Genomic DNA, 24,323 nt, shown 5'->3' on the forward strand with positions numbered 1-24,323 from the left:
GTATATTTAATCCCACCGACCCACCACTTATACTTTATTTAGTTGTCACTCAGATGAACTACTCGATCTCGAATTTCCTGAGTGCGCCCCTGATTCCAAAAATGGCTTCCTACGTACCCACAAGTACGCCGTGCGACATTCATTTTATTCTGATCTCGATTGCCACAATTCGGGCACTCCCACACCAGCTTGCCGTTGTCCTCCACGATCTTGATCTCGCCGTCATAACCGCACACCTGACAGTAGTCGGACTTGGTGTTTAACTCGGCGTACATGATGTTGTCGTAGATGAATTTCATAACGCTAATTACGGCAGGAATATTCTGCTGCATATTAGGAACTTCAACATAGCTAATGGCACCGCCCGGAGAAAGCTTCTGGAACTCACTCTCAAACTTCAGCTTTGTGAATGCATCAATATGTTCACGAACATTGACATGGTAAGAATTGGTAATATACTCATGATCAGTTACTTCAGGAATAATGCCAAAGCGCTTCTGCAGGCACTTGGCAAACTTGTAGGTGGTGGATTCCAGCGGAGTGCCGTAGAGGGAGTAATCCATGTTCTCGGCCTTTTTCCACTCTGCGCACATATCATTCATGTGCTGCATAATTTCAAGAGCGAACGGTTTTGCTTCAGAATCGGTGTGGCTCTTGCCAGTCATATACTTCACGCACTCATACAGACCGGCGTAACCCAAGCTGATGGTGGAGTAGCCGCCAAAGAGTAGCTTGTCAATCTTTTCGCCCTTCTTTAGACGAGCTAGTGCTCCATACTGCCAATGAATAGGACTCATGTCAGAAACAGTTCCGAGTAAACGCTTATGTCGAATCTGAAGTGCTCGATGGCACAATTCAAGACGCTCATCAAAAATCTTCCAGAATTTATCTTTGTCTTTTTCAGAGCTACAAGCCACGTCCACCAGATTGATGGTGACCACACCCTGATTGAAGCGACCATAATATTTATGACCCTTTACCCAATTCTTTGCGTTAGCCACATTCTCAGTGGTCCGGTCAGGCGTTAGGAATGATCTACACCCCATGCTGACCCACACACCGCCTTTAAGTTCCTTCATAACCTTTGCGGAAATGTAATCGGGAACCATACGCTTTGCAGTACACTTAGCAGCCAGCTCCGTCAGGTAATAGTATTTAGAATCAGGATAAATATTATCCTCATCGAGAACGTAAATCAGCTTCGGGAACGCAGGAGTAATCCATGCTCCGGTTTCATTTTTAACGCCCTGAATACGCTGTTTTAGCATTTCTTCAATGATAACAGCCAAGTCATCACGAGTCTGTCCTTCAGGAACTTCATCCAGATACATGAATACGGTAATGAAAGGAGCCTGACCATTGGTTGTCATCAACGTAATCACCTGATACTGGATAGTTTGAACACCACGAGCGATTTCTTTATGTAAACGTTCTTCAACAATGCGATTGATGGTTTCCTTTTCTGGCATCTTATCAATCTCATTGTTTTGGACCATATCGTAGAACTCCTGATGGACTTCCTTCTCGATTTTCTTACGAGAAACATCTACAAACGGAGCCAGATGAGATAAAGTAATACTCTGTCCACCGTATTGGTTAGAAGCCACCTGAGCAACGATCTGCGTAGCGATATTACAGGCTGTGGAGAAGCTGTGCGGTCGATCAATTCCAGTCCCGGAGATGACAGTACCGTTCTGCAGCATATCCTCAAGGTTCACCAGATCACAATTATGCATGTGCTGAACGAAATAATCAGTGTCATGTACATGAATGATACCAGCCTTATGCGCATCCAGAATATCTTTCGGAAGCAACAGCCGCTCTGTCAATTCTTTGGATACCTCGCCAGCCATATAATCGCGCTGGACGCTGTTTACAGTAGGGTTCTTATTACTATTCTCCTGATTGATTGCATCGTTCCGAATATCGATGATATCCAAAATGCTTGCATTAGTCTTTTCCTTTTCTCGGATTTCTTGACGATATTTACGCCACTGACTATACGCTTCTGCTACATCTGCAAAAGGACTATTTTTCAGACTGTCAACCACAATATCCTGAATCTGCTCAACCGATAGGATGTCAGGCATATCAGCAATATAGTCAGCGATTGCATTGGATACACGAGCGTCGATACCACCAGGCGTACAGGTCATCGCCTTCTCAATCGCATTTACAATCTTACTCTTATCAAAAGGAACTTTCGTTCCATCGCGTTTAATTACACATTCCATGCAATCACCTCTTAATCTTCCAACCAACGATTTTCGGCCACATAAAAAACTCCTACCACAGCTACAATCAATGCGATCCAGAATACATAAAACCAAACCACTCGTGTACTAACTGCAGAAATCATATAATCTCGTGTTTCTTCAATGTTTTTATCTTTAATGAACCGTGCATTATGTATAGTTTTATCGCTCAAATTCGCGTATAATGTACCATCATAACGAACATCTTTAACATAAAACTCGAATTTCACATGAGAACTGACTTGTACAGTTGTCAGGTACTTGCTGGATGGCATTTTGATGTCACCATACTTGAATTCTTTGCCCAGAAACGTTATATTTTTGGAGCTGTGTTCTTCTGAACTGTAATAATCCCAAGTCCAGTACGTTTCGACTCTTGTTTTTGTATGGCCTTTGCTATCCGTAGTAGTGACAGTTCGTGTATGCATCGTGTAATGCTTTTCTTCGCAATATATATACATCCACTGACCGTCGATACGTGGATCGCTTACGGTATCTACTGCTTCTAGTGCGCCTTGGCAAAACGCATTACCTACGTTGGTTCTCATTCCATAATCGAACATATTTTCGGACTCAATCGAAATTGCTGTATTATATTCTTTTTTCTGCTCAAGTGAATCTCTGGTGATATTTCCAGCGATAACGCTACCAAGTATCAGCATAATGAACACAATACCAACACTGACGATCAATTCACGATAAGTAATTTCGGCATTACCGATTTTCAAAAAGGTTACCGACTGCCGGTGCCGCCTCATTCCCCTCATAGGACAGATACTCATAATTCTGAACCTCATATCCAGTCAGACCCAGCAGAAAGGAGTTCGGAAACTTACGAACGCTCTGCTTATATTCCTTCACGACACGATTGTAATCGCCACGATAGTTTGCAATCAAATTTTCAGTGACGGATAGCTCATTCATAAGCTCCTTGTAGTTGTCGCTAGACTTCAGTTCAGGATATGCTTCCGCAATAGCTGCAATCTGAGTTGTAATCTCTTGAGCGGTCTGGCCGGAAGTGCCACGAGCATTTACAACATCCATCAAAGTCTGATACTCATGTTGGTCATAAGCCTTGACGGTTTCAACCAGATTTGGAATCAGATCAGCTCTGCGCTTCTCTTGATTTCCAATGCCAGACTTAGCTTCCTGAATCTGCTCTTCATAAGAGATGGCCGTGTTCTTAGGCCCCTGCACCATAAAGGTCATGCCAAGAATGGAAATCAACACGACACAAATAACGATAATAGGTAACTTCCAGTTGTATCTCATTTATGTAAACCTCTTAAAACTTGACATCATCGGCATAGACTTTAGAGTTCAGCATCGAATGGTCAACCTTATTAACTCCTTTGTTATTTGGAGACATAGTATCATTATGAGCGCTCGGAACCACAGCAGTTTCAATACTGCACGTCGGCTCTGCCAGTTTTTCTTTAAATGAATCATCAGGACGATAAACCAAATCATGGCAGACACCGCCGAGATTTGGATCATAAAAATAATCGTTAATGTCCTTCTTTGGCATCGTAGTCAGCTTATCAGCGACCTCACTAGGAACTTTCTTTAGCGTATCTACGACACTTTCAGCAACCTTCTGCTGTTCCTCTAAAAGCCGGATTTTATAGTCCAAATACCAACGTGCCTTCGTCAAATCTTGAAGCTGAGAATTGCCATCTTTGTGTCCTGCCCGGCTCAGATATTTACCAACATTCCAAAGATAAGCATCTTTATCCAGCTGCCACTCTCGCAGCACTTTGATGGCCTCATAGGGATTGTCTGCACCGCCGTAATGGGACGGGTGCTCGACGTTCTTCTTAATTTCGTCAAGTGTTTCCATCAATAACCTCCTTGTTCTTTTCAATAGGCTTATAAACATCTGCCAGCTTCGGGTGACGGCCACAGCAACCACGACCCTCTGGGCAGAACGGATACTTCGGATTAGCCTCGCAGGAAGGAACCATCCAATTTGCTACTTCAGGACAAACCTGTGCAACTTCCTTCTTCATTTCTGTAAACATCTCGCGGATTTCTTTTTGAGCCCTGGAGCAAAGCCGCAGATGACTCATTTCAATTAGGGCACGAGCGTTCATCGTGATGTAGAATTCTGTACAGCAAGCATTTGGCAGAACTGCACGGGCGTCTTCGTTTTTGGCGTTGTGATACTTCTTGAGAATCTGATAATCGGTGTCAATGTCCGACATCATATTATCGAAAATATCAGCATCTTCACCGGTAAACGGATTCACATACTTGAATCCATCCTCACTGCAATAACGCTGGCTGCGGCAGCTCATGCTAATATGTCGATGACGACTAATCTGCGCCAGAAGTGCTCGGCTTACATCTTTGACGTAAAACGTAAAATTGATGTGCTCAAGCACAGAATAGTGACCGCTTGCCTTACATCCCTTGGCAATCTTATAATCGTCAGTCATTGAAGAATCGTAACAAATACTCGCAGCTTCCTCCACAATATCTAAAGGATTCTTATCACTTGTAGGAACAACTCGCTGTGTGTACGCGATCAAATCAACAATCATTCAACTCTCCTTAATACTCGTCCTGCCAGTTTTCAGGAATGTCATTCTCACCAATTACGATACAATTTTTAGGTGCAACATTTAAAGTGTACTTTCCATCTTGAACTTTAATCATTACATTCATAATGGCGACAACTTTATGAATACTCCAAAGAACTCCTCGACCTTTTCGAGTTCTAGCTCTAAGAACTGTGTCGCCAACATGAATTTCTCTGTTAAGAATATCGGTTACCATTTAATCCTCCTTTACTTTAGAAGTGCAAACTTAAACCAATCTGGAAAACTGGATACTGAAATACCATATTTGATAAGGCAAGACAGCAGCCACAACACAATCATGATTCCGACCGCAATAAGATAATCCTTAAAAATCTTAATGAAAGCGATCCACATCTTAATCCTGTCTCTCATTTACCTCACCTCTTTCAATCAACTCATCCACAGTAACCTCTCCACAGAGAACCTGTTTAAGCTGCTCTTCTGACAACTGATATGTAATCGGCTCTCCACACTCGACAGGATATCGAGCTAAGGTCCTATAATACTCTGCAAGGGCTCGTTCCTTACGACCCTGCTCACGATGGTCAATACCAATCATATCACCCCACCCCCTTCCTCAAGTTTTTCGCTCTTACCAGTCACGACATATACATCATCTTCAAGGTCTTCTTTGGGAATCATGACAATGTTTAACATTTTCCTGAATGATTCATTATCAGTTACGATAAAATAAAAAAATTCAGTTTCTGAAACTACTTCGCATGTAGTTCCTCTTTGAAGCCGAACGACTTCATCTATGCCAACATCTGCATAATAGTCCGTCCTGAAGTACATTCTCATTAGGACTCCTTGTAGGGTTCCATATCACCCTTCCAAATCTGGAAATAAGGATGTGCGTCAATGCCGTAAACCTGACCCTTCATGCCGGTACTGGTAATCTTGTAAGGTTTTCCGTCTTCAAGGCTATTGATAAAGTCCTGATACTGAGGACTCATCTTAAAGAAATCCTTCTTGCCCTGAATCCTCTTTACCTTAATGGTGACCTCATCACCAATCTTGGGTTCCCATTCCTCTACTGGCATTCCAGCCAGAAAGTCAGGGCCACCAGCCTTCTTGATTCTCCGGGCAAGGATTCGTGCCTTACGCTGCTCTCTGCGCCGGTCTTCTCGATTCATCGAATTACTCATATTCTGTTCCTTTCAGCTTATCAAAGTAGGGATCGCCGTCTCGCTTCTCTAATAAGTTGAGCTCCCCGGCGGAGCCTACAGAATACAAACGAAAATTTTTAAAAATCTCAGCACCTTTAATAGTGGCTAGAGATGTAATTATGTACAATATATTGTGTTCTTCTGTGCCATCGGTAAGTTGAACTTCAAGTCGTTCTTTCTTTTGGATAGCTAGTTTTCGGAAGTCGTTCATTTATTCCTCCGGCATAGAATACGCCTTGGCATTCATTCGATGGCAGTCAAAAATATTTCCGATAATCTCGTAGCATCTTGACGCAGTATTATAGCTACCAAGAACAATTCCGCGTTCACCCATACCTTGCCTTGCGTAAACATTAAGGTTTGCGGCATCAATGATTGCCATGCGGTCAAGATTTATAATTTCTCCGCCTTGCGTTAAAAGTAGCATTTTAAATACCTCACAAATCAGCAAGCTGTGCGGGAGACCAGATATCTGGAATATCCCAATCTTCTTCCGATTTTCCATTATAAATTCCGTAGAAATATCCTTCGGACGGTACATAGATGATTCGTTGCCAGCCATTCATTCCATGTGACTTCTTTGGCTCAAAATCACGAGTCAAAATTTTACGTCCACCACTACTATAAGCAGATGCCTTTGTAGAAATTTCGACACATTTGTTATCCAGAATCCGAAGAATGTGTTTAATTGACTTCTTGGAAAGATTCATAACTTCTCCTTAGCCGTAACTCACTTCATTCTTATCGTTTCGGAATCGCACAAATGTCGGGAATTGCAGAGACTCAAGGCCAGTCTTTTTGTCCATCGTGACCTCTTTGTACTTACATTCCACAATCTTGCCGATGTAATCATCAGGATTTGCCCACACAGCAGCTCTCGTGGAATCATCAAAGCCAGAACCCACTCGAAGTTCGTTACCTTTATAATCAACGACCAGAGCGCCCATCGTACCAGCCAGCCGATTCTGTCCTTCCTCGATTGCAGTAATGCGAAGGTCAACCGTGTAGAAACGCTTAACTTTTAGGCAACCATTGTGACGTTTACGGCGGTATGGAACATTTCGGTTAATAACAAGCCCTTCCCAATCATGCTGAACAGCGTAGTCAAGCCACTCATCAATCTTAGAATGGTCAGTTCCTTCGTAAACCATTTCAACGACTTCAATATTGTCGGTTCCGGTTCTCCAAAGCCTTTCCTTTAAATCTAAGAGACGCTTCTTGCGAACTTCGTATCGTTCAGTGCAGCTATCAGTCAAAAACTGATTTTCTGGAACCATGTCAAAAACAACGAATTTGATGCAACTCTTATCTGCTGTGTCGCTGTTTAAAATCCCTGTGCCAGTTACAAAATTTTGATTATCCGATAGTCCATCCACATTCTTGCGAATCAGTTCTCCGTCGAATACATATCCTAGGTACCAAAGATTTTCAAGATCTCTAATGATATGGTCAAGCCCGGTAAACGCTTGCGCCTGTCTGGAAATCAATTGACCATTGATGTAGGTGCCACGGCATCCATTGAGTTTGCGAGAGGCAAAAATTTTTTCGTTAGGCTTCAGCTTCACCTTATCAATCGGATATCCCTGCTGGACTTCCCAGACAGGAATAATTTCCTCGCCGTATACCTTGTTGATGGTAGCTGCCTCAACGCCAAGCGGAAGATTCTTGGTAAACAGCCGCTTTAGAAACTCTTCGTGCTCGGGATTTTTATGTAAATAGTTCTGGATTGTTGCGATGGATGCGTCAGAACCAGTGTTGTGACCAGCACCCATAATATAAAGGTATCCACAACTGAGATACTGGATATCAATCTCAGGTTTGGTATTCACCTGCTTATTGATTTTTGCATCCGAAAGTCCTGTTACGATTGACGGGTCGAGAAGGAACTTGAAGAATGCCATCAACTCGTCAGCTTCAGTCCTAAAATCCTTTCGTACATCCAGCAAAATGCGGGTCTTGTCTGTCTTTTTCTTCGTGCTCTGCAATGCCTTTACCATCGCGTCGAGCTTACCTATGAGCTCTTTATCTGTCATAAAGCCTCCTTGCGTATCCTGTGTTATATGGTTATAATGAATAAAGAAAGGCTTGCCATTACGAGCAAGCCATTTCTTTCTCGTATCCTGTATTATATAGCTAAAGAGAGAATTTTAAGCCTCCGAGATAGAGACTTTTTATAGCTATATTATACAGGATACTCATATAATTGTCAATGCTTTTCTGAAAATTCTTTCCGTAAAAATTCCTTCAGGAACGTCCGCTTATATGGAACTCTCGAAGTCTTTACAGCCCGATCAAGAGCGTGAGTTTCAGCGCAAATCACACAATACTTCTTGGCACGAGTAATGGCCGTATAGAGCCATTCTCTCGTCAACATCAAGTATGCAGAGTTGTCCATGCCGACAATCACATACGGAGCTTCGCTGCCCTGCAGTTTATGACAACTCAAAGCATAAGCGAGTTCAAGCGTTGCCCAGATGTTGTTCCCACCAAAATAATGAGGGATGAAGATTGTGCCCCACTGGTCAAAGTCAACCAGAATGAAACTGCCTTCAATCTTTCGAATTATGCCACGGTTGCCGTTAAACACCGGACACTTCTCTTCTTTTTTCTTTGTCTTGAGATTGTATGTATGAAGTTCATAGTTATTCTTGTTGATAATGACCTGATCGCCCTCACGCAGAGTGTACACTCTGTCCTTGCCATCACCATAGATAGAAATCTTCGCTTCGGTCTGACCACGACTCGGATTCACAATTTCCTGAATGGCATTATTGACCTCGTAGGTGCAGATGCTGCCACGGAGCTTCTGTGGAAGTACGATTTGAATCTTTGCACTATCGTTCCCTACCTTATTATATAAGGTACGATACTGATTGATGATATGGCTAAATGACTCGCCTGCATCCTTATAGATATCAAGCTCCAAATCACGCAGCTCGCCACGAATCTCATTACCAGCCCAACCGTAAGGAACCAACTGCGTGGCATTACGAACCTTGATGCTCTCTGTGATAATCGCTGACTTAGCAGCCTGACGGTGAATCTTCGTCAAGCGAGCAACCGGAACAACCTTGGAGGCAAGCATATCCTTGAAGATGTTGCACATACCAATACTCTCAAGCTGGCCGTCATCACCAATCATGATAAATCGCTTACCATTTTCGATTGCTTGAATCAAATCGTAAAATAATTTAGCGCCAACCATAGAGGTTTCATCCAGAATGATGATATCCTCCTCTAAAGGATTGTTTTTGTTATGGGCAAAACCACCATTCTCAATGTCGTAACCAAGGAGGCGGTGAATTGTCTTGCCGTCCTGACCAGTAATCTCCTGCATACGAGCAGCAGCACGACCAGAGAGTGCAGTCTGGGCAAACGACTTACCACGAAGAACCTTTAGGACACCAGCGACAACGGTACTTTTACCGGTTCCTCCGTAGCCTGTCAAGATACAGACATTACTAGAGCATACCTTTTTAATAGCATCTCTCTGCTCCTCGGTGTACTCGATGCCAAGAGCATGTTCTGCTTCGTCGATTGCAGCGTCCATGTTTCGACCAATCGGCTCGACAGGTGCATCCGCCAGACGCTTAATTTCCTTTGCAATCTTATTTTCCAGATTCCACACTCTTGTCAAAGCAAATTCCTGACGATCATCACTCCACCAAAGCGTTTCGCGGACATCGTGCAGATGGAAAAGTGCTCTCTTGATAACCTCTTGGTCACCCTCATCCAAACCAAGTTCCTTAATGCAACTATTGATTGTCTGGTTTGCCGGGATGATAGAATTGCCTTCTTCGGCACGGTCGGCAAGAAAATGCATGACGTAAGCTTCGATTCGGAACTGAGAGTTTGGCTTCAGTCCCATATTCAAAGCAAGAGCGTCAGCTTTCTTCCAGCCAATACCATATACATCGTCAATCAAAACATAAGGGTTCTCTTCAATCTTTCTTACCAGAGTGTCTGCGCCATGATATTGATGAACAAGTTTTCCGATAGCACTGGGAGTCAAACCATATTCAATCAGCTTCGTGTATGCTTCGCTGTTATCAATATTATTTTCAAAGGCATCGATAATTTTCTGTGCTCGACCTTCTGTGATGCCACTAACAGTGCAAAGAGACTTGATATCACCGTTCTTGATGATCTCATACGGATTATCAAATGCTTCGTAAAGCATCTCAAACTGATGTTCTGTCAAGATAAAATTGAGAAAGCTTTTCTGTTCTTCTGGGTCAGTAATCTCTTGGAACTCGTTCATATAGACGATTTTATACTGGTCCCCAAACTTTTCATGGTGAACATACTCACCACAGAACGAATAAGTCTTATCCATATCAAGGCTAGGAACGTTGCCTTTCAGTCGGAGGTCACCATATCGACTCATAATAGGGTTCCCCTGCTTAATTTTTACCACCTCGGCAGAGAAAGTGGCGAAGCCGCCGGGCTCAACCTCCTTCCCATCTTTCGGATAAAAGACTCGTTTTATCCTGATGTAACAACGGATCATATTTTCATTAAATTTCTTATCTGCCACTTTACAACCCTCTTACGCTATCTCTCTATCTCGCAGCCACTGCTTGTATGGCTTCATCTTCTCAACAATGTACGAATTTTCTTTTCTCTTGCAAAGGATTGCAAGATCGCTACCCTTTGAAATCAGACTTGAATATCGTGCATACTGAGATGCCCAACAAATCATTTCGACAATACCACCTGTCGTGTAAACATGTAGGTATGCAAACTGGTTGCCACGTTTATCCTTCTTTTTTTGGATATCTACGATGACACAAATAACAGTTGCCTTACCGCCATCCTCTACAGTATCAAGACCAGCATCAATATAGGTGCAAGCATCCTTAATGGGATTGCTAGTCAAGAACATTGAAAGGGTTTCAAATTCCCACATGTGCTCGTCTTGCATATACTTTTCAGCAAACGCCTGCATAAAGGCATTCCGCTTTTTGTCTTTTTCTTTCTTCCGATTCCATGAGTCCGCTTCCCAGCGCTCCCTTCTTACCTTATTATATAAGGCGAGTCTGGTAGGTTTGTCTTTAATAGAATCTGTGTCAATTCCGTATTCATCTTTGAGAATAGAGATTTTGGGGAGAGATGCCATTTCGTGGAAACCTTTCTCTTTATACTCGTTCTCAAAAACCATATTTGCAAAAGTGATTAAGATTTTTCTCTTGTCTTTTGTTGGAATAGCTCCCGCCTTAATCAACTTGACAACGTTTGAAGTGCCAATCTTGCCACCGTTTGCTCTCTGAACAAAGTCTGCCAATCCAGAATATGGACGGTCTGCAATCACCCCTGATGCGACACTCTCACCCATTCCTTTAATGGCTTTCAAGCCAAACAGAATTGTGTGCTTTTCTGCATCGGCCTTAAATTCCATATCAGACTTGTTAACACTTGGAGGAAGGACCCGAATATGTAGACGGTCACATTCATTGATGAACACACCCATTTTGCCAGAATCATCTTCTTTAGTAATCATACACGCAGCCATGAAATACTCAGTATAATGAGTCTTCAGGTATGCTGTCAGGTAAGAAAGAAGTCCATAAGCAACTGCGTGGCCCCGGTTGAAGGAATAAGAAGCCTGTTTCAAGATCAATGCCCACATCTCAGAGATCTGATAATCGTTCCATCCTTTTTTGTGAAGACCATCTCTAAACTGGACCTCCAAGGATGCCATAACATCTTTCTTTTTCTTACCAATTGCACGACGAGCATTGTCAACCTCAGTTTCAGGGAATCCTGCATAACGAAATACTGCCAGAGCCTGTTCCTGATAAAGAAGAATGTACTGAGTCTTGGCAAAAAGCTGTTTGATATCAGGATGAAGTAGTTTGATAGTTTCTGGGTAAAGCTTATTGGAACAATACGTCGGGAAGCTGTCCTTAGTACCAGGGCGGTTTGCTGCATTCACAACAATGATATCCTCGGCGTTGTCACATTTTGCTTCAACACACATCTTTCGAGCTTCAGCAGACTCCATCTGAAAAATACCAATTGTGTGTCCAGACTTATAAACTGCGTCGTAGACTGCCTTATCGTTTAGGTCGAGATGGTTGATGTCAACATCCTTCCAAGTTAGACCGGCCATCTTTAATGTGTCATCAATCGTGTCCAAATTTTCAAGACCAAGAAAATCCATCTTGACCAACGATAAGTCGTCCATTGCATTGTGCATTTCAAGCTGACACATCTGATTACCTTCTCTATCCATACAGAGAGGACAATATTCAATAACAGGCTTAGGCGTAATCAAAGTTCCTGCAGCATGGCGACCCATACTCTTCGGTAAACCTTCAAGTCGCATAACGTACTTAAACCACAGAGGAAACTTATCATACACATTAGAAAGCTGCTCGCTTTTTCCAAGAATGTCCTTCAATAGAACTTCCTTCTCAACTTCTTCTCCGAGATCATCCAATGTTTTCACGGTCGGAATCAACTTAGCAACTTCATTTCGCAATTCATACGGAATCTGCATATAATATGGGCTTTCTGGATCTTCGTTCAGTACCTTGCCAATATCCTTAATGGCAACCTTTGTAGACAGAGAATTAAAAGTTGCGATTGGTGCTACACTCTCTTTTCCAAAAAGCTCTTCTGCAATAGAAACAAGTTCTTTGCGACGACGACGGCTAATATCAAAGTCGAAGTCTGCGAGACTCTTACGACCTTTATTTGCAAAACGAGAGAAGTCAAGATCCCAACGAACAGAATCAATCTGCGTAACGTTTAACATAAATAGACATAGACAGTTTGCACCAGAACCACGAGAATAGCCGCGAGGGATACCTCGTTCATCAGCCACCTTGCAAAGCATATATAGCATAATGAAGTAATCGATGTAGTCAACGTATTCAAGAACGTCAAGCTCCATCTCAATTCTATCCCGCCGGGTTTGCTGTTCTTCTTTACTCATCCATCCGAATTTTTCATCAAAAGTAGAATAAACGAGGTAACGCAGGTAATCCAGATGCGAATCAAATTCACCTTCAATTTTCACTTCGGGCATCTGATTCGGCTGACCGAGGCCAATGTCAATATTATCAATCATATCTGCAATCTTCACAGACATTGAGCAGCCTTCTCGGATGAAGTCTTCATCAAACTGCTTTGAAAGTGTTCTCAGCACATCGTCTTCGGTCTGAAGATAGCAGTCAACATAACTTTCTCCAACTTCTCGTCCTTCTCCAATTTCTACAAAAACTGAATGTGCATCAACATCTTCCTTGGAAAGCATATGAGCATCAGTTGTAATGGTATACGGAATATTGTACTTTTTGATAAAAGCTGCAATTTTGGCATTAGCTTCAGCCTGATCTGGCGTATCATGAGACTGAACTTCCATAAACACGTCATCAAAGATCCATTTCAGTTTGTTCCATAACTGCCATGCTTCAGTCTCGTTGCCATCAACAAGTAATCTACTCATTCGACCAACTTGACAGGCTGTAAGACAGATGATACCTTTACCCCACTCATTCTGTTCAATAATATTCAAAGAAGTTCGAGGCTTTTTATACATACCATCAACGCAAGCATTTGAAACGATCTTAAATAGATTTTTTAAACCGGTCTCGTTCTTTGCTAGTAAAACAAGATGGTAACGAGGTTGTTTATAGTCTTTTGTATCGGCTTTCTCTGCCTGATTATCTACTTCATAGACTTCACAGCCGATGATAGGCTTAATACCTTCTGCTTTGCAAGCCTTAACTTGGTCAACGAAAGAGTGCATCTTGCCATGATCCGTAACAGCAATAGCCTTCTGACCATTCTCTTTGGCAAAGTCTACAAGTTCCTTGACGGTAAGAATAGAGTCAAGTAACGAACCCTGCGCTGTATGTACATGAAGATTTACAAAATTATCTGACATCTATTCTCCTTTCACCATTAAAACTGATTGCGTTCCTTCAAGCGCTTAATCCAACGCTTGCGCTTCTCGTTAGCAATCTCATTCGCTTTCGATGTAAACGCCAAGATGCAATCCTCGTCATCATCATAGTATGCGTAGATACAGTTCAGCACATCACCGAATTCTTCTACGAGGTTTTCATAAGCCTCGTTAATGCTTACAGGCGTTGGGTTCTTCATATCGATTGCACGATAAAACTTTATTGCAGCTTTCGACAGCTCAGAACCTTCCTCACCCATCTGAATGAGGATTTCCTTGCCATCAATATAATCAAGCACTCGTAAATTTTTATCTTTGATCATTCTGTCTGCTCCTTATCTTCGATGGACACTCTCAAAGTTACAGTCTTACCGTCCTTTGTTGTCCATGTGTATCCACCAAAAGTTCTATTGTTGAACTGAGCTTCAGAAAGAAGCCAATCACGAACTGCCTCGATAGCTTCATCTGTGACACGAGTTTTATCTTTCCACTCAGTTCCATTCTTTTTAATAGTTCCTGCGTAAATACCAAACATACCACAGCTCACATGATATTCACTCATCACTCTTCACCTTATCTCCAAATTTAATAACGTCATCAAAAAGCATCACATAGTCATTAGTGTATTTATTACCATGAAAATGGCCGAAGTACCAGAATGGTTTACAATCGTTAGGATAGCATTCGTATATATTATCAAAGAATATTTCAGTTGACTGGTCTACTGTGCTTTGATCAATACCACCGATAAACAATTCAGTTGGAATGAACCGGAATGGACAGGTATGCGTGAGCATAACATCAATATCATCGATTTGAGGGTCATGTGTAATATTCCAAATCTTTTTCTTAGTCTTCTCATTAGGCTGTTCATCCGGCCACCAGTTCCATCCACGTTCCAACCGATAATATTTATCTACAGAATAGGCTCCGCCGCAAACAAGACAGTTTAATACTTCCCTATCAGCAAGAATTTGATAGACTTCGCCATCAATAGCAAAATACTGATTTGGATAATGTGGGTCATACCACACATTACCACAAATATCTCCACTGATTTCCTTTGTCCTATAACCATCCTTACGAGACGGGCGGCGCTCGTGGTTGCCATGAATACAAAACAGATTTGCAGGAATATCTGCGGCGATAGTTTTTATACTCCATTCGCGAGGGTCGTCCTTGCCGTAATAGTTCAAACCGACATCGCCAAGGCAGACAATCCAGTCATTCTTTCCAAGATTGTGTTCATGGCAAAACTTTTCCAATTCTAAAAACCGATTAAAGTCACCATGAATATCGCCTGTAATGTAAACCATATACTCACCTCACTCAAAATCTTCTTTATCAATCACATAAGTTCGTGGATAAAACCTATCGTTTCTATCACCGAAAATATCAACAAAGTAGACTTTAACAATCTCAAACTCACGATTACACTCTTTGCTTTTTAGCATTTTAACTGCATCTCTTGCATTTTCAGCGTAGATTTCTCTGTGTAAGTTGTGATATTTCTTGAGCGTATAATTATATGTACGGTAATCAATTTTGTAATATCTATATCGTCGTTTTTCCATTTTTCATTCAAAATCAAGAACAATCATATCTCCCATACCTTCATAGAAAACATGATCCATCTTAAATTTCTCACTAACCGATCCGTGGTCAGTTTCGATACAAATCTCCCAATCTGGATGCTGCTCTGCAAATTTATCAAGAATATGAGTCAATTCATCCGGTTCAATAATATGAGCACCATCATTTAAAATCTGATTAAATGCTGTGCCTTCCCGAAGTAGTTCTAAATCTGCAATAGTATGTGCAAGTGATTGATGTGCTTTGTCAAGCAAATTTAATGGCAAATCGTAATTATCCACTTTATTCATTATCAATCAACTCTCCATTCTTTACAACTTTAGCTTTATCGTCCCAATATTCATCAGCTCCAACCTTTCTAGGAGCAGTGTCAAAATGCTCTTTCCACTCAGGAAGACTCTCATTGATTGCATCAAACTGAATACCCCAATCAAAGCAAGCCTCCATTGCATCATACAAAAGCTTTCCTTCACGGCAAGTCCAGAGAATCAGACCAGCACCGTGCTTCTGTTCCTGAATTGCTTGATAAATGACATTCCAGTTTGGCTCACCAATATCGGGATAATTATTCTCACAGAGAGTGCCATCAAAGTCGATGGCAATAGCACGCTTCAGATTTCCCATATCAAATCACCTCAAAATCAACAATCTGTGCCTGCGGAGTCACCTTGTTTCCATACTGATTCAAAGACAACCGGCATACAGCATTGATGTATTTTTCTTCTTGACCACCATAGAAGTCATTGTTAATCCAGCCAATCATCCGGCCATTGTCATTAAAACACACAAAATCAATGCCTTTTTCTTCGTCAGAATACTTCCACATATTGCCGTTCTTGCCCATCGGAGCACATCCACTATGAATCAGCGGAATATTTTTAATGTAGAAATACGGCTCGGAAATTCCTTGTGCCCAGATTTTGTGCATCTCATACATCGTTTTCGGCAATGCAACGTTCAATTTATTGTAATCAAAATCAAAGTCAACCACGATTGCCTTACTCATAGTGACATCTTTAAGCAGTTCATCACAGTCTGCAATAGCCTTTGGCACGTTTTCTTTCTTGATTTTCACACCAGCAGCATTGTCGTGACCAAGAACCGATTCAAAATCTCCGGTGCTCATCAAGAATTCCTTTAGGCTTTCAATCGGAGAACCGTCAGGATTTCTCATTGAACCACCATAATAGTCCGGTTCATCAGTAAAAGTACGAAGCAACACACACGGTTTTGCGTACATTTCAGCCAGCTTGATTGCTACAACACCGGTCAGAGTGTTATCAAGAATACCTGTAGAGTTACAGAAAAGAATCTTATTCTGGTCTGCACCGTGCTTTTCAATTAACTTCTGAAGCTCTCCAACAGCCTTGTCCTTGATTTTATTCTGCTGATACTTGCAAGAGGAACACTCACGAGCCACATGCTGCGCCAGAGTTTCATCAATCGTGACACCAGCATTCTTACCACGAGTCGGAGTATACTGGAATGTCTGTTCTTCACCGACCATCGCACGGAACATCCGCTTTTTTTGCTCAGATGCGCCAACACGAATCAATGCGTTCATCATTGGAACAATGTAGAACTGAACATCATTGATAGTCGGGTCGCCCTTGATATTGAAACTATTTGCCTCAATCAGAGCGCAAATCATCGGATTTACAATTCGTGCAAGACCTTTCGTGCAAAGACGTTTTGTCTCGTGTGAGTGCATATCCATGACATCACCAATGTTTCCGACAGCAACCAGATCAAGATATCGGTCTGCAACATCAGTCCAATTATATTCATCAACAGCCTGAAGAAACTTATACACCACGCCAGCGCCAGATAATTCCTTATTAGGATATGTACCGTTCTGGTTGTTGACAATTACTGCGTAAGGGTTTTCTCTATCACAGATATGATGGTCAAGAATTAAAATATCAATGCCCTTTTCACGGAGTTCCTTACACTGCTCAACGTCGTTGCTGCCAGCATCAGGAATAATCAGCAAGGTAGTTTCAGGTGGAACCTCAATTTCTTTAGAGAGTCCATGTTCCTTGCCACTATGATACAGAACATTGATTTTTCCAAAATAACCAATCGTCTTCAAATACTGAAACATCATTGCAGCACTTGTGAATCCATCCACATCACAGTCTACAAGGATAGAGATAATAGACTTATTCCAGATATGTTTGTTCAACAGCCTGACAGCATCTTCCATGTTGTCCAGTTCCCACGGAGAATTCAAGCAAGAATCATCCAGATCCATGTAGGTCTTATAATCCTTGACTCCTCTATTCTCCATAATCGTTCCAATTGGATCTGATAGGTCGTTCCTACTCCCCTTCCAGAGTTTTACATTCATTTAATTCTCCTAACACAATTCTCAATCAATGCCTTAAATTTTTCAGGATTGTCAGTCGGGGCTTCCTTTTCATCCAGAATCCCCTTATCATCTACTACAGCATACACACTTACGCCATCGACAAATCGATTGGCGAGAACCATAAGCTCACTAATCTGAACGTCTTTATCAAAGACAAAACAAATATCAACGCAAAGACGTGTTAAAATTTCAATTTGATTTTGTGAAACCTTCTTACCGCCAGTCGCCACACAGTTGAAGACATCCATATTCCACATCTGCATAACAGACTTTTCAGCCTCACCAACATATACCAGACCTTTATTCTTGATATAAGGCTCTGTTTTGTACAGGCCATACAGAATACGGTTTCTGGCACACGGCTCAAGATACAGATACTTCAATTCACCTTCGGGCGGCTTACCGAAATATCTTCCTTTTACACCAACCAGAGTACCAATTTCGTCTCTGATTGGAATCGTGATTCTATTTGTCAGCTCATCAAAGCCAATCTCGAACTCTTGCTGTGTCTCGTAAGATATCCCATCGTTAGCAAAAATCTGGTTTACATGAGGCTTATAATAACCGAGGATAGCTTCAGAGATGGGGACTATCGGACGGTCGTCCTCGTGTTCTTCACCTTCATTTTGCATTGCGATGAGTTCTTTTAAGATCAACATACTTTTAGGAAGGTCTTCCTCAAAGTTGTGATAGTAGTCAAGCCCAACCCATTCACAGATTTGCTTAATGGCTTTTGGGAAAGACAGTTCCAGAAAAAACTGGACGACAGAAATCAAATCATAGCTGGTCTTTCCATTGGCAATGTCTCGTGTGTAATCTACCGCAGTAAGATTTTCATTCTCGTAAATACAGAGTGCCGTTCTATTGTCGCCATCTGGATTCGCACACTGGTAATATCCAGCTTTGTGACTAATATGATGACAACCAAGTTTCTCCAGAATCGGTTCAATCTGCTGTTCTTCAAGAATGTAATTTTTCAGATCTGCGATATTTACCATTGTAGTTCCTTACTTTCTGGTGCAGACACCGACCTCTTTCCAGACATTCTGGTTCAAATTCACTTCAAACATGATTTTCTTCTTTTCGCCAAAACGGTTCTTGTCGATGTTTCCAATGTAATACCGCTTATCTGGATTCAGCCGATGGGCACAGTCACCGCCCCACTCAGGGTCATGAGAAATGTATTGATACTTCACAAACTTATCTTTTGGAATCTCCTTGAATAGAACCATCGTCCAAGCAACATGCTTAATCATTTTTGACTCAGCAATGTTGTTTGAATTCAGCTCATCAGGAAGATACTCATGGGCATTTTCAGCCAACTGGATGCTACCGTAGATAAAGATCTTCAGATTTTTCGCAATCTCTTCAAGCTCGGTGGCCGTGACCTTGAACGCTGCCCATTCACCAATAGATGCAATGTCGTTCTTTAGAGTATCGTAGAACACATACTTAACTCCCTGAGTGAGAGCTGCTTTCTGAATTTCAAATCGCAGGGACTTATCACTGTAATCGGCAGAGACATCCTTTGCGATAATCAAACCCTGTGATTCATTCTCGATCCACTGGCAAACATCGAGAACATTGCGATACTCTTCGCTCTCCTCGTAGACACGAGCAGTGAACTCATCAATGCTTTCTATGTACTCTCCATCCTCATTTTGTTTTCGGAAGATGAAGTTCCCGTTTACATCACGGTACATTCCAAGTGTGATTTCTCGTTCATCCTTATGAAAACGATGGCCATGCAGCTCTTGAAACTCAGGATTATTGATAGCAGTGACCAGTAAGCAGTACCGGACGGATTCAAGATCCATCTCGTTTAGCAGCAGAAGTGCCTTTTGCTTCTGAACCAATGTGACGTATGCAACAATCGCCATCATGTATCTAGTCTTGCCAGCGTTAGATGGCATACCATTGAACATCACAGTGCCCAGCTTCAATCCTCGGAACAAATCATTCATGATAGGATACTGGAACGGCAAGCCCATATCAGGAACACTCAGACGTTCATTAACCATTGGCAGCAGACCATTATTTAAGATCTCAGCATCATCGTTTGTGATGATAACCGTATTGATCTTGTCGGCCTTGCCACGAATCAATTTGTAAATGTCCTGAGCACCAAACATTTCAAACTGTCGATGCTTCAAAATTCCTTCAATGTTAAATCCGTTTCTCTGATATTCACGAAGTAGCGAATATTTTTTCAGGATATTGAAGTATCCCTTGATGTCATCGTCATTTGCAAGGCTCATGTAGTATTCAATGGTTGACCAGCCCTTCAGCCGCTTGTATTGGGACAATCTGGACTCATCTTCAGCCATAAACGTTAAAACAGATGTTTTATTGAATTCTTGAGTCCGAGTTTCGTAAATAATTAACGCTGCATCGTAGAAAAATTTTGTTGCTTCATCGGCAAAATCGTACTTGCTCTTGACATAATGCCCATACTCGACCAAATAGTCAGGATGCTTGTAAATTGCGCCGACAAATAGAATTTCGTTCGGGATATTTGAAATGAGTTCCACTCATCCACCTCCCTCGTGCTTTTATATCTCATCGAGAATTGCATTTATATCAATTTCATTCTCGTTTTTGCTCTGTTTTGGTACTGTTTTCATCCGTTTCAGTACCGTTTCCGTCAGGTTTTCCTTCGTTTTACTTTCGCATTCACTACGAATCGAAGCTTGTCTCTCTTTTTGTTCGAGATAACTCGGATATTGTGCCAGCAAAACAGCCAAGTCATAATTCCATCGTTGACTCATATCAAAACCTTTTGCTTCTTTCTCGGCAATTATTTTATCTAGTCGGGGTTTCGCTAGAACCCACATATCGTAAAGTTCTAGCGGAGGAATCGAACCTCTATATTTGTAATAATTCCCGGAAATCAACTGCGTAAGTTTCGAGTAGAAGCTACCCGGAACAACCGCCGGGGCGTATGTATCTCGAATATGGTCGAAAAGAATCTTTTTTTCTTCCTGTTTGATATGTGCAAGCTCACGATTGTGGTCTTGTTCTCTCTTTTTGGAAAGAAGATCATCGACCTTTTTATCCGTAGCGGGTTTTGCTTTGTCAAAAAATGCCCTTAGCAGGTCATCTGTCCAAGGGCGTTTTTGATTTTTCTTTTTTTCTACAAAACAATCTTTATGGCAAAAGCCCGTCTTGTCGTAGAAAAACGTGCTACGGTCTCGCTCGATGAAAATATTCTTCCCGCAAATCTTGCATTTACGGGTTAGTTCCATTAAGCCAGTTCCTTCTCCATGACTGCGGCAACCTTCTTCAGTTCCTCAATATCAGTCATAGAACGGAATGCGGTAGACAGGCCAGCCGCCTTAACAGCCTTCTGTGCGGCACTCTTCTTCATAGGAGAAGCGGAAGCAATCAGGTCATTCAGCTTTGCCTTGATGTCATCCATAGAAGGCTCTTTACTATCGGAACTCTTATCTGCCGGAACATCATCCGGCTCATCGTTTTCGATACCAAGGTCACGCATACTCAGCTTAACCTCAGTCTTAACAGCATCGTTTAAGCCGTTTTTGATGACGTTCTCCCGATTCTTTGCGCTACTAGAAATAATATCCTGATACTCAAGCAGGGTCAGATCCTCAACGACCTCACCGCCCTTATGCATACCGGTACGATCCTTATCGAAGAAAGCGAGCTGCTGACCATCCTGAAAATACAGGCGGAACTCAGTATCAACGTTGTACTCCTGACCAGCAAACCCATCAGGAATCTTACGACCAGTAGGCTCACTTACGATAGAACCATTCACAACCTTAGTATGCTTCTCGTCCTTCTCTCGGCAAACAACGATGTAGTTCACACCAGATGCATTCAGATCCAAAATCAGAGACTGACCCTTGAAGTTCAGAGTATTGAAATCCTTGAGCTCCATGCCAGCACCCTCAATCTTAACTGCCTTTTCATCACCGGTCAGACCCTGAGATGCAGCCTTAACCTTGGCACGCTTCTGCGAGAAGGCGGTGAGGCCCTGGGTAGCAGTCATCTTGAGGATGGAAGCGGAGTCAACAACCAGAGCGTCTGCACGGAACGGCTTGCCATCTGCATCCAGATAAACATCTCCATTCTCATCCTCAATATCCTCATCGTTGGTAACCATCTTGATATAATCCTGAACCTCTGCTAGAGACTGTGTGTAAACAATCAGCAGATTATCAGGATTCACACCATTGGCTTCCAGCTCCTCGGTGTAATTATCAATAGAACCATTCTCGGTATCCAAATACAGAACACGGAACGGCTTACCGTCTGCATTTTTCAAATAGCACAGCTGCATAGCAGTACGAGACTTACCAGTTCCCTGTTCGCCATAAATCAGCATATGAAGCTTCTTACGAACAGCAGATGCCTTACGAATCATAGCCATATATGTAAATTCCTCTCCAAATCTTTTCTTTTATTAGTATCCTGCGTTACTTAGCTAAGACTAAAAATTACACTCCCCAGTCATCCTCTTCCTCGTCTACAGGAGTTACAGTAGACTTGTTAGAACCACCCCACCAAGAAGTGTCGTTCTCAGCAGCCTTGCCGTCGAAGTCCTTCTTGGCCTGAACGTTGGCAACAATCTTTGCCCGTGCCTCGGAAATATTGTCCTCAGTGTAAGTGGGCTCCGCATCATTGTCACCAGGATTCGGATCAAAGGAATCAGGATTAACACCCTCAATATACAGCTTGCGAACCGCCGGGGTGCTCTGGCGCTTCATCTTGTTGGGGCCACCCCAGATATTCTCAGTCTCAACTTCCTCAACCTTCTGCTGATTAACGATGGGACCAAAACACTCGAAGCTAGTATAAGGCTTCAGACGCTTACGAATAGAATCAGCCAGGACCTTATTCTGAGCGTTTGCCTTATAATCAATGAAGAACTCTGCATCCTCGATGGTGTTATAGTTTACGATCTTCGCATCGACAACTACTTCATCACCCTCATCGCTCTTGCGGCAACCAGTGTACACAATGGTCTGAGTGAACAGAGCCAGTTCCTCAAAACCCTCTGCATCGAAGTCGATTTCCTTAGAACTCAGCGACACCTGAGTAGGAACAAAACGAATCTGGTGCTTACCATTGTAAGTGCTGTACTCAATGTTACCACGGACATACACATTATCGCCGTCATGCAGGTTCTCAGAAATCTCTTTAGCTGCATCGAAGTCAGTCAGAGTCTTGTTATCGTTGACAACCTTGCCGGACTCATTCGTCTTCTTGGTAACACCGACCTTAACGCCAATCATGTCATAGCCTTCCGGTGCAACATAGGTCATGCGATCCTTCCAAGCGACTTCCTTCTTGTCCTTCTCAATGCCCTTGTCCTTATCGGCACGTCGGAAGAAGTAAACCTTGTCACGAGGCATACCAGCCAGATCAATATAGAAAGTGTTCTCGTTAGAGGTCTGAACGCCAAAGCTCAAGACACGGCGCATAGCACCACTCTTTGTCTCCTTCTCATTATAGAAGTTGCTACGCTGAGTGCCGGTGACCTTACCAGCCATCTCAAAAGAGCCACGGGTCTGAGGAAGATTAAAAATTCTATCTGCCATATCAAGTCTCCTTTATGTAATTTTGTTTCATTAACAATCACTTATGTTTCTTTATGCTGTCTTAAATCAATTCATGCACTATTCATTCTATGTATTATCCTCCGTCTGGCTTATTGATGGCTTATATTTCATACGGCTTTTACCGTTAGAAATCGTCCTTTAAGGGATTATGTAAAAACATCGCGCCGAGCACTACCGGGAGCCGTTCTGAACATTCAGGACACAGATCAAAACTCAAAAGCGAACCATCAAGTTGGCTACCGTAAGAGTATTGATGTTCAAAACTGATTCCCTGCTCGCTGCCTATCGGCTTGATTTCACGACCACACCAGTTACATATTTTCTTACATGTGTTCATACGGCATCACCCCATTTTAATATTCCCTATCACGGAACATCTTAGATTGAGCACGAGTCAATCTGTTGTTCCGACCATGCTTAGGTCTAAATGCAGACTGCAGTTTGTTATTTGCATATTCGAGATCGCTCTCCAGAATCTTCGCAGCTTCTTCAATATAATCCCGAATTACACAATACTGGTCATTGTTGATGCAGTGCGTCTTTAGATAATCAAGCATATCGACGGCCTGATTTTTCAAAAGAAGCGTATCTTCAAGCTGAGTCTTGCGCCGTCGGAAGAAATCTATATTCAAGTGAACACCTCCTCCTTCTTTTCAGTGAACCTACTCCAATCCATCTTGCGATGACAATCAGAACATTCACGCTCGAACTTCTCCAGCTTCGTCACACAAAACGGACAAAAATATGTATTCTTTTCCTGTTGGAAGATAGGACTTGCCGGAATACTCAAAGAACCGGGGTCGATGGTTGCATTGATAGAAATTTTGCTGTTCATCGTGTCACCTCTTATTTGAAT

General features: G+C 42.2%; 29 protein-coding genes. All 29 read right to left on the bottom strand.

All coding sequences use genetic code 11. The annotated features are described in order from the left end of the window. Positions 1 to 38: 38 nt before the first annotated feature. A complete protein-coding gene (nrdD, locus tag DWY95_RS08285) occupies positions 39 to 2,234 on the bottom strand; it encodes an anaerobic ribonucleoside-triphosphate reductase (protein ID WP_118553132.1) in 2,196 nt (731 codons plus the stop codon). Between the two features lie 11 nt (positions 2,235 to 2,245). Further along, a complete protein-coding gene (locus tag DWY95_RS08290; protein WP_158577542.1) occupies positions 2,246 to 3,037 on the bottom strand; it encodes a hypothetical protein in 792 nt (263 codons plus the stop codon). Beyond that, complete coding sequence (locus tag DWY95_RS08295; RefSeq protein ID WP_118553134.1) at positions 2,970 to 3,527, bottom strand: LemA family protein; 558 nt, start codon at positions 3,525 to 3,527, stop codon at positions 2,970 to 2,972. The genes DWY95_RS08290 and DWY95_RS08295 overlap by 68 nt, the downstream gene beginning before the upstream one ends. Positions 3,528 to 3,540: 13 nt before the next feature. Beyond that, on the bottom strand, positions 3,541 to 4,095 hold the full coding sequence (locus tag DWY95_RS08300) for a DUF3310 domain-containing protein (RefSeq protein ID WP_158577543.1): 555 nt from the start codon (positions 4,093 to 4,095) through the stop codon (positions 3,541 to 3,543). After that, positions 4,082 to 4,798, bottom strand: coding sequence for an FAD-dependent thymidylate synthase (gene thyX / locus DWY95_RS08305; RefSeq protein ID WP_118553136.1), 717 nt, complete (start codon positions 4,796 to 4,798; stop codon positions 4,082 to 4,084). Before thyX ends, DWY95_RS08300 begins: the two co-directional genes overlap by 14 nt. 10 nt (positions 4,799 to 4,808) lie before the next feature. Beyond that, positions 4,809 to 5,033: a hypothetical protein gene (locus DWY95_RS08310; RefSeq protein WP_118553137.1), complete on the bottom strand. Its 225-nt coding sequence runs from the start codon at positions 5,031 to 5,033 to the stop codon at positions 4,809 to 4,811. A 159-nt stretch (positions 5,034 to 5,192) separates the two neighbouring features. After that, positions 5,193 to 5,396 (bottom strand): hypothetical protein, encoded by a 204-nt coding sequence (locus DWY95_RS08315; RefSeq protein ID WP_118553138.1) that lies wholly within the window; start codon positions 5,394 to 5,396, stop codon positions 5,193 to 5,195. Beyond that, positions 5,393 to 5,632 carry a hypothetical protein gene (locus tag DWY95_RS08320; RefSeq protein WP_147365944.1) on the bottom strand — a complete coding sequence of 80 codons (240 nt, stop codon included), beginning with the start codon at positions 5,630 to 5,632 and terminating at the stop codon, positions 5,393 to 5,395. The genes DWY95_RS08315 and DWY95_RS08320 overlap by 4 nt, the downstream gene beginning before the upstream one ends. 5 nt (positions 5,633 to 5,637) lie before the next feature. After that, positions 5,638 to 5,985: a hypothetical protein gene (locus DWY95_RS08325; protein WP_118553140.1), complete on the bottom strand. Its 348-nt coding sequence runs from the start codon at positions 5,983 to 5,985 to the stop codon at positions 5,638 to 5,640. Next, complete coding sequence (locus DWY95_RS08330; protein ID WP_118553141.1) at positions 5,978 to 6,217, bottom strand: hypothetical protein; 240 nt, start codon at positions 6,215 to 6,217, stop codon at positions 5,978 to 5,980. Before DWY95_RS08330 ends, DWY95_RS08325 begins: the two co-directional genes overlap by 8 nt. Then, a complete protein-coding gene (locus DWY95_RS16830; protein ID WP_147365945.1) occupies positions 6,218 to 6,433 on the bottom strand; it encodes a hypothetical protein in 216 nt (71 codons plus the stop codon). Positions 6,434 to 6,443: 10 nt separating this feature from the next. Next, positions 6,444 to 6,716, bottom strand: a complete 273-nt coding sequence (locus tag DWY95_RS16835) for a hypothetical protein (protein WP_147365946.1) — start codon at positions 6,714 to 6,716, stop codon at positions 6,444 to 6,446. Positions 6,717 to 6,725: 9 nt separating this feature from the next. Next, positions 6,726 to 8,039: a hypothetical protein gene (locus DWY95_RS08340; protein ID WP_118553143.1), complete on the bottom strand. Its 1,314-nt coding sequence runs from the start codon at positions 8,037 to 8,039 to the stop codon at positions 6,726 to 6,728. A gap of 173 nt (positions 8,040 to 8,212) precedes the next feature. Then, the gene (locus DWY95_RS08345) at positions 8,213 to 10,543 is read right to left on the bottom strand and encodes an AAA family ATPase (protein WP_118553144.1); all 2,331 of its coding nucleotides are present in this window, start codon (positions 10,541 to 10,543) and stop codon (positions 8,213 to 8,215) included. A gap of 12 nt (positions 10,544 to 10,555) precedes the next feature. Beyond that, positions 10,556 to 13,900: a DNA polymerase III subunit alpha gene (locus DWY95_RS08350; RefSeq protein WP_118553145.1), complete on the bottom strand. Its 3,345-nt coding sequence runs from the start codon at positions 13,898 to 13,900 to the stop codon at positions 10,556 to 10,558. Between the two features lie 17 nt (positions 13,901 to 13,917). Continuing rightward, entirely contained in the window at positions 13,918 to 14,241 is a 324-nt protein-coding gene (locus tag DWY95_RS08355) for a hypothetical protein (RefSeq protein WP_118553146.1), read from the bottom strand. Next, a complete protein-coding gene (locus DWY95_RS08360; protein WP_118553147.1) occupies positions 14,238 to 14,480 on the bottom strand; it encodes a hypothetical protein in 243 nt (80 codons plus the stop codon). Before DWY95_RS08360 ends, DWY95_RS08355 begins: the two co-directional genes overlap by 4 nt. Further along, positions 14,473 to 15,234, bottom strand: a complete 762-nt coding sequence (locus DWY95_RS08365; RefSeq protein WP_118553148.1) for a metallophosphoesterase family protein — start codon at positions 15,232 to 15,234, stop codon at positions 14,473 to 14,475. The genes DWY95_RS08360 and DWY95_RS08365 overlap by 8 nt, the downstream gene beginning before the upstream one ends. Positions 15,235 to 15,243: 9 nt before the next feature. Continuing rightward, positions 15,244 to 15,492: a hypothetical protein gene (locus DWY95_RS08370; RefSeq protein WP_118553149.1), complete on the bottom strand. Its 249-nt coding sequence runs from the start codon at positions 15,490 to 15,492 to the stop codon at positions 15,244 to 15,246. Positions 15,493 to 15,495: 3 nt separating this feature from the next. After that, positions 15,496 to 15,801: a hypothetical protein gene (locus tag DWY95_RS08375; protein ID WP_118553150.1), complete on the bottom strand. Its 306-nt coding sequence runs from the start codon at positions 15,799 to 15,801 to the stop codon at positions 15,496 to 15,498. Then, on the bottom strand, positions 15,794 to 16,135 hold the full coding sequence (locus DWY95_RS08380; RefSeq protein ID WP_118553151.1) for a hypothetical protein: 342 nt from the start codon (positions 16,133 to 16,135) through the stop codon (positions 15,794 to 15,796). The genes DWY95_RS08375 and DWY95_RS08380 overlap by 8 nt, the downstream gene beginning before the upstream one ends. Position 16,136: 1 nt before the next feature. Continuing rightward, positions 16,137 to 17,861, bottom strand: a complete 1,725-nt coding sequence (locus DWY95_RS08385) for a DHH family phosphoesterase (protein WP_118553152.1) — start codon at positions 17,859 to 17,861, stop codon at positions 16,137 to 16,139. Further along, positions 17,858 to 18,880 (bottom strand): DNA primase, encoded by a 1,023-nt coding sequence (locus tag DWY95_RS08390; protein WP_118553153.1) that lies wholly within the window; start codon positions 18,878 to 18,880, stop codon positions 17,858 to 17,860. The genes DWY95_RS08385 and DWY95_RS08390 overlap by 4 nt, the downstream gene beginning before the upstream one ends. A 9-nt stretch (positions 18,881 to 18,889) precedes the next feature. Then, the gene (locus DWY95_RS08395; protein WP_118553154.1) at positions 18,890 to 20,413 is read right to left on the bottom strand and encodes a hypothetical protein; all 1,524 of its coding nucleotides are present in this window, start codon (positions 20,411 to 20,413) and stop codon (positions 18,890 to 18,892) included. Between the two features lie 21 nt (positions 20,414 to 20,434). Then, complete coding sequence (locus DWY95_RS08400; protein ID WP_118553155.1) at positions 20,435 to 21,127, bottom strand: hypothetical protein; 693 nt, start codon at positions 21,125 to 21,127, stop codon at positions 20,435 to 20,437. After that, positions 21,127 to 22,275: an AAA family ATPase gene (locus DWY95_RS08405; protein ID WP_118553156.1), complete on the bottom strand. Its 1,149-nt coding sequence runs from the start codon at positions 22,273 to 22,275 to the stop codon at positions 21,127 to 21,129. The genes DWY95_RS08400 and DWY95_RS08405 overlap by 1 nt, the downstream gene beginning before the upstream one ends. 67 nt (positions 22,276 to 22,342) lie before the next feature. Further along, on the bottom strand, positions 22,343 to 23,446 hold the full coding sequence (locus DWY95_RS08410) for a hypothetical protein (RefSeq protein WP_118553157.1): 1,104 nt from the start codon (positions 23,444 to 23,446) through the stop codon (positions 22,343 to 22,345). Between the two features lie 374 nt (positions 23,447 to 23,820). Then, positions 23,821 to 24,099, bottom strand: coding sequence for a hypothetical protein (locus DWY95_RS08420; protein ID WP_118553159.1), 279 nt, complete (start codon positions 24,097 to 24,099; stop codon positions 23,821 to 23,823). After that, on the bottom strand, positions 24,096 to 24,302 hold the full coding sequence (locus tag DWY95_RS08425; protein ID WP_118553160.1) for a hypothetical protein: 207 nt from the start codon (positions 24,300 to 24,302) through the stop codon (positions 24,096 to 24,098). The genes DWY95_RS08420 and DWY95_RS08425 overlap by 4 nt, the downstream gene beginning before the upstream one ends. Between the last annotated feature and the right edge of the window lie 21 nt (positions 24,303 to 24,323).

This window comes from Faecalibacterium sp. AF28-13AC, assembly GCF_003478405.1.
In the GTDB taxonomy this organism is placed as follows: Bacteria; Bacillota; Clostridia; order Oscillospirales; family Ruminococcaceae; genus Faecalibacterium; species Faecalibacterium prausnitzii_E.

Bases quoted from the DNA above. Each gene is read 5' to 3' on its own strand.
- nrdD (WP_118553132.1), bottom strand. From the start codon at position 2,234: ATGGAATGTGTAATTAAACGCGATGGAACGAAAGTTCCTTTTGATAAG.
- DWY95_RS08290 (WP_158577542.1), bottom strand. From the start codon at position 3,037: ATGAGTATCTGTCCTATGAGGGGAATGAGGCGGCACCGGCAGTCGGTA.
- DWY95_RS08295 (WP_118553134.1), bottom strand. From the start codon at position 3,527: ATGAGATACAACTGGAAGTTACCTATTATCGTTATTTGTGTCGTGTTG.
- DWY95_RS08300 (WP_158577543.1), bottom strand. From the start codon at position 4,095: ATGGAAACACTTGACGAAATTAAGAAGAACGTCGAGCACCCGTCCCAT.
- thyX (WP_118553136.1), bottom strand. From the start codon at position 4,798: ATGATTGTTGATTTGATCGCGTACACACAGCGAGTTGTTCCTACAAGT.
- DWY95_RS08310 (WP_118553137.1), bottom strand. From the start codon at position 5,033: ATGGTAACCGATATTCTTAACAGAGAAATTCATGTTGGCGACACAGTT.
- DWY95_RS08315 (WP_118553138.1), bottom strand. From the start codon at position 5,396: ATGATTGGTATTGACCATCGTGAGCAGGGTCGTAAGGAACGAGCCCTT.
- DWY95_RS08320 (WP_147365944.1), bottom strand. From the start codon at position 5,632: ATGTACTTCAGGACGGACTATTATGCAGATGTTGGCATAGATGAAGTC.
- DWY95_RS08325 (WP_118553140.1), bottom strand. From the start codon at position 5,985: ATGAGTAATTCGATGAATCGAGAAGACCGGCGCAGAGAGCAGCGTAAG.
- DWY95_RS08330 (WP_118553141.1), bottom strand. From the start codon at position 6,217: ATGAACGACTTCCGAAAACTAGCTATCCAAAAGAAAGAACGACTTGAA.
- DWY95_RS16830 (WP_147365945.1), bottom strand. From the start codon at position 6,433: ATGCTACTTTTAACGCAAGGCGGAGAAATTATAAATCTTGACCGCATG.
- DWY95_RS16835 (WP_147365946.1), bottom strand. From the start codon at position 6,716: ATGAATCTTTCCAAGAAGTCAATTAAACACATTCTTCGGATTCTGGAT.
- DWY95_RS08340 (WP_118553143.1), bottom strand. From the start codon at position 8,039: ATGACAGATAAAGAGCTCATAGGTAAGCTCGACGCGATGGTAAAGGCA.
- DWY95_RS08350 (WP_118553145.1), bottom strand. From the start codon at position 13,900: ATGTCAGATAATTTTGTAAATCTTCATGTACATACAGCGCAGGGTTCG.
- DWY95_RS08355 (WP_118553146.1), bottom strand. From the start codon at position 14,241: ATGATCAAAGATAAAAATTTACGAGTGCTTGATTATATTGATGGCAAG.
- DWY95_RS08360 (WP_118553147.1), bottom strand. From the start codon at position 14,480: ATGAGTGAATATCATGTGAGCTGTGGTATGTTTGGTATTTACGCAGGA.
- DWY95_RS08365 (WP_118553148.1), bottom strand. From the start codon at position 15,234: ATGGTTTACATTACAGGCGATATTCATGGTGACTTTAATCGGTTTTTA.
- DWY95_RS08370 (WP_118553149.1), bottom strand. From the start codon at position 15,492: ATGGAAAAACGACGATATAGATATTACAAAATTGATTACCGTACATAT.
- DWY95_RS08375 (WP_118553150.1), bottom strand. From the start codon at position 15,801: ATGAATAAAGTGGATAATTACGATTTGCCATTAAATTTGCTTGACAAA.
- DWY95_RS08380 (WP_118553151.1), bottom strand. From the start codon at position 16,135: ATGGGAAATCTGAAGCGTGCTATTGCCATCGACTTTGATGGCACTCTC.
- DWY95_RS08385 (WP_118553152.1), bottom strand. From the start codon at position 17,861: ATGAATGTAAAACTCTGGAAGGGGAGTAGGAACGACCTATCAGATCCA.
- DWY95_RS08390 (WP_118553153.1), bottom strand. From the start codon at position 18,880: ATGGTAAATATCGCAGATCTGAAAAATTACATTCTTGAAGAACAGCAG.
- DWY95_RS08400 (WP_118553155.1), bottom strand. From the start codon at position 21,127: ATGGAACTAACCCGTAAATGCAAGATTTGCGGGAAGAATATTTTCATC.
- DWY95_RS08405 (WP_118553156.1), bottom strand. From the start codon at position 22,275: ATGGCTATGATTCGTAAGGCATCTGCTGTTCGTAAGAAGCTTCATATG.
- DWY95_RS08410 (WP_118553157.1), bottom strand. From the start codon at position 23,446: ATGGCAGATAGAATTTTTAATCTTCCTCAGACCCGTGGCTCTTTTGAG.
- DWY95_RS08425 (WP_118553160.1), bottom strand. From the start codon at position 24,302: ATGAACAGCAAAATTTCTATCAATGCAACCATCGACCCCGGTTCTTTG.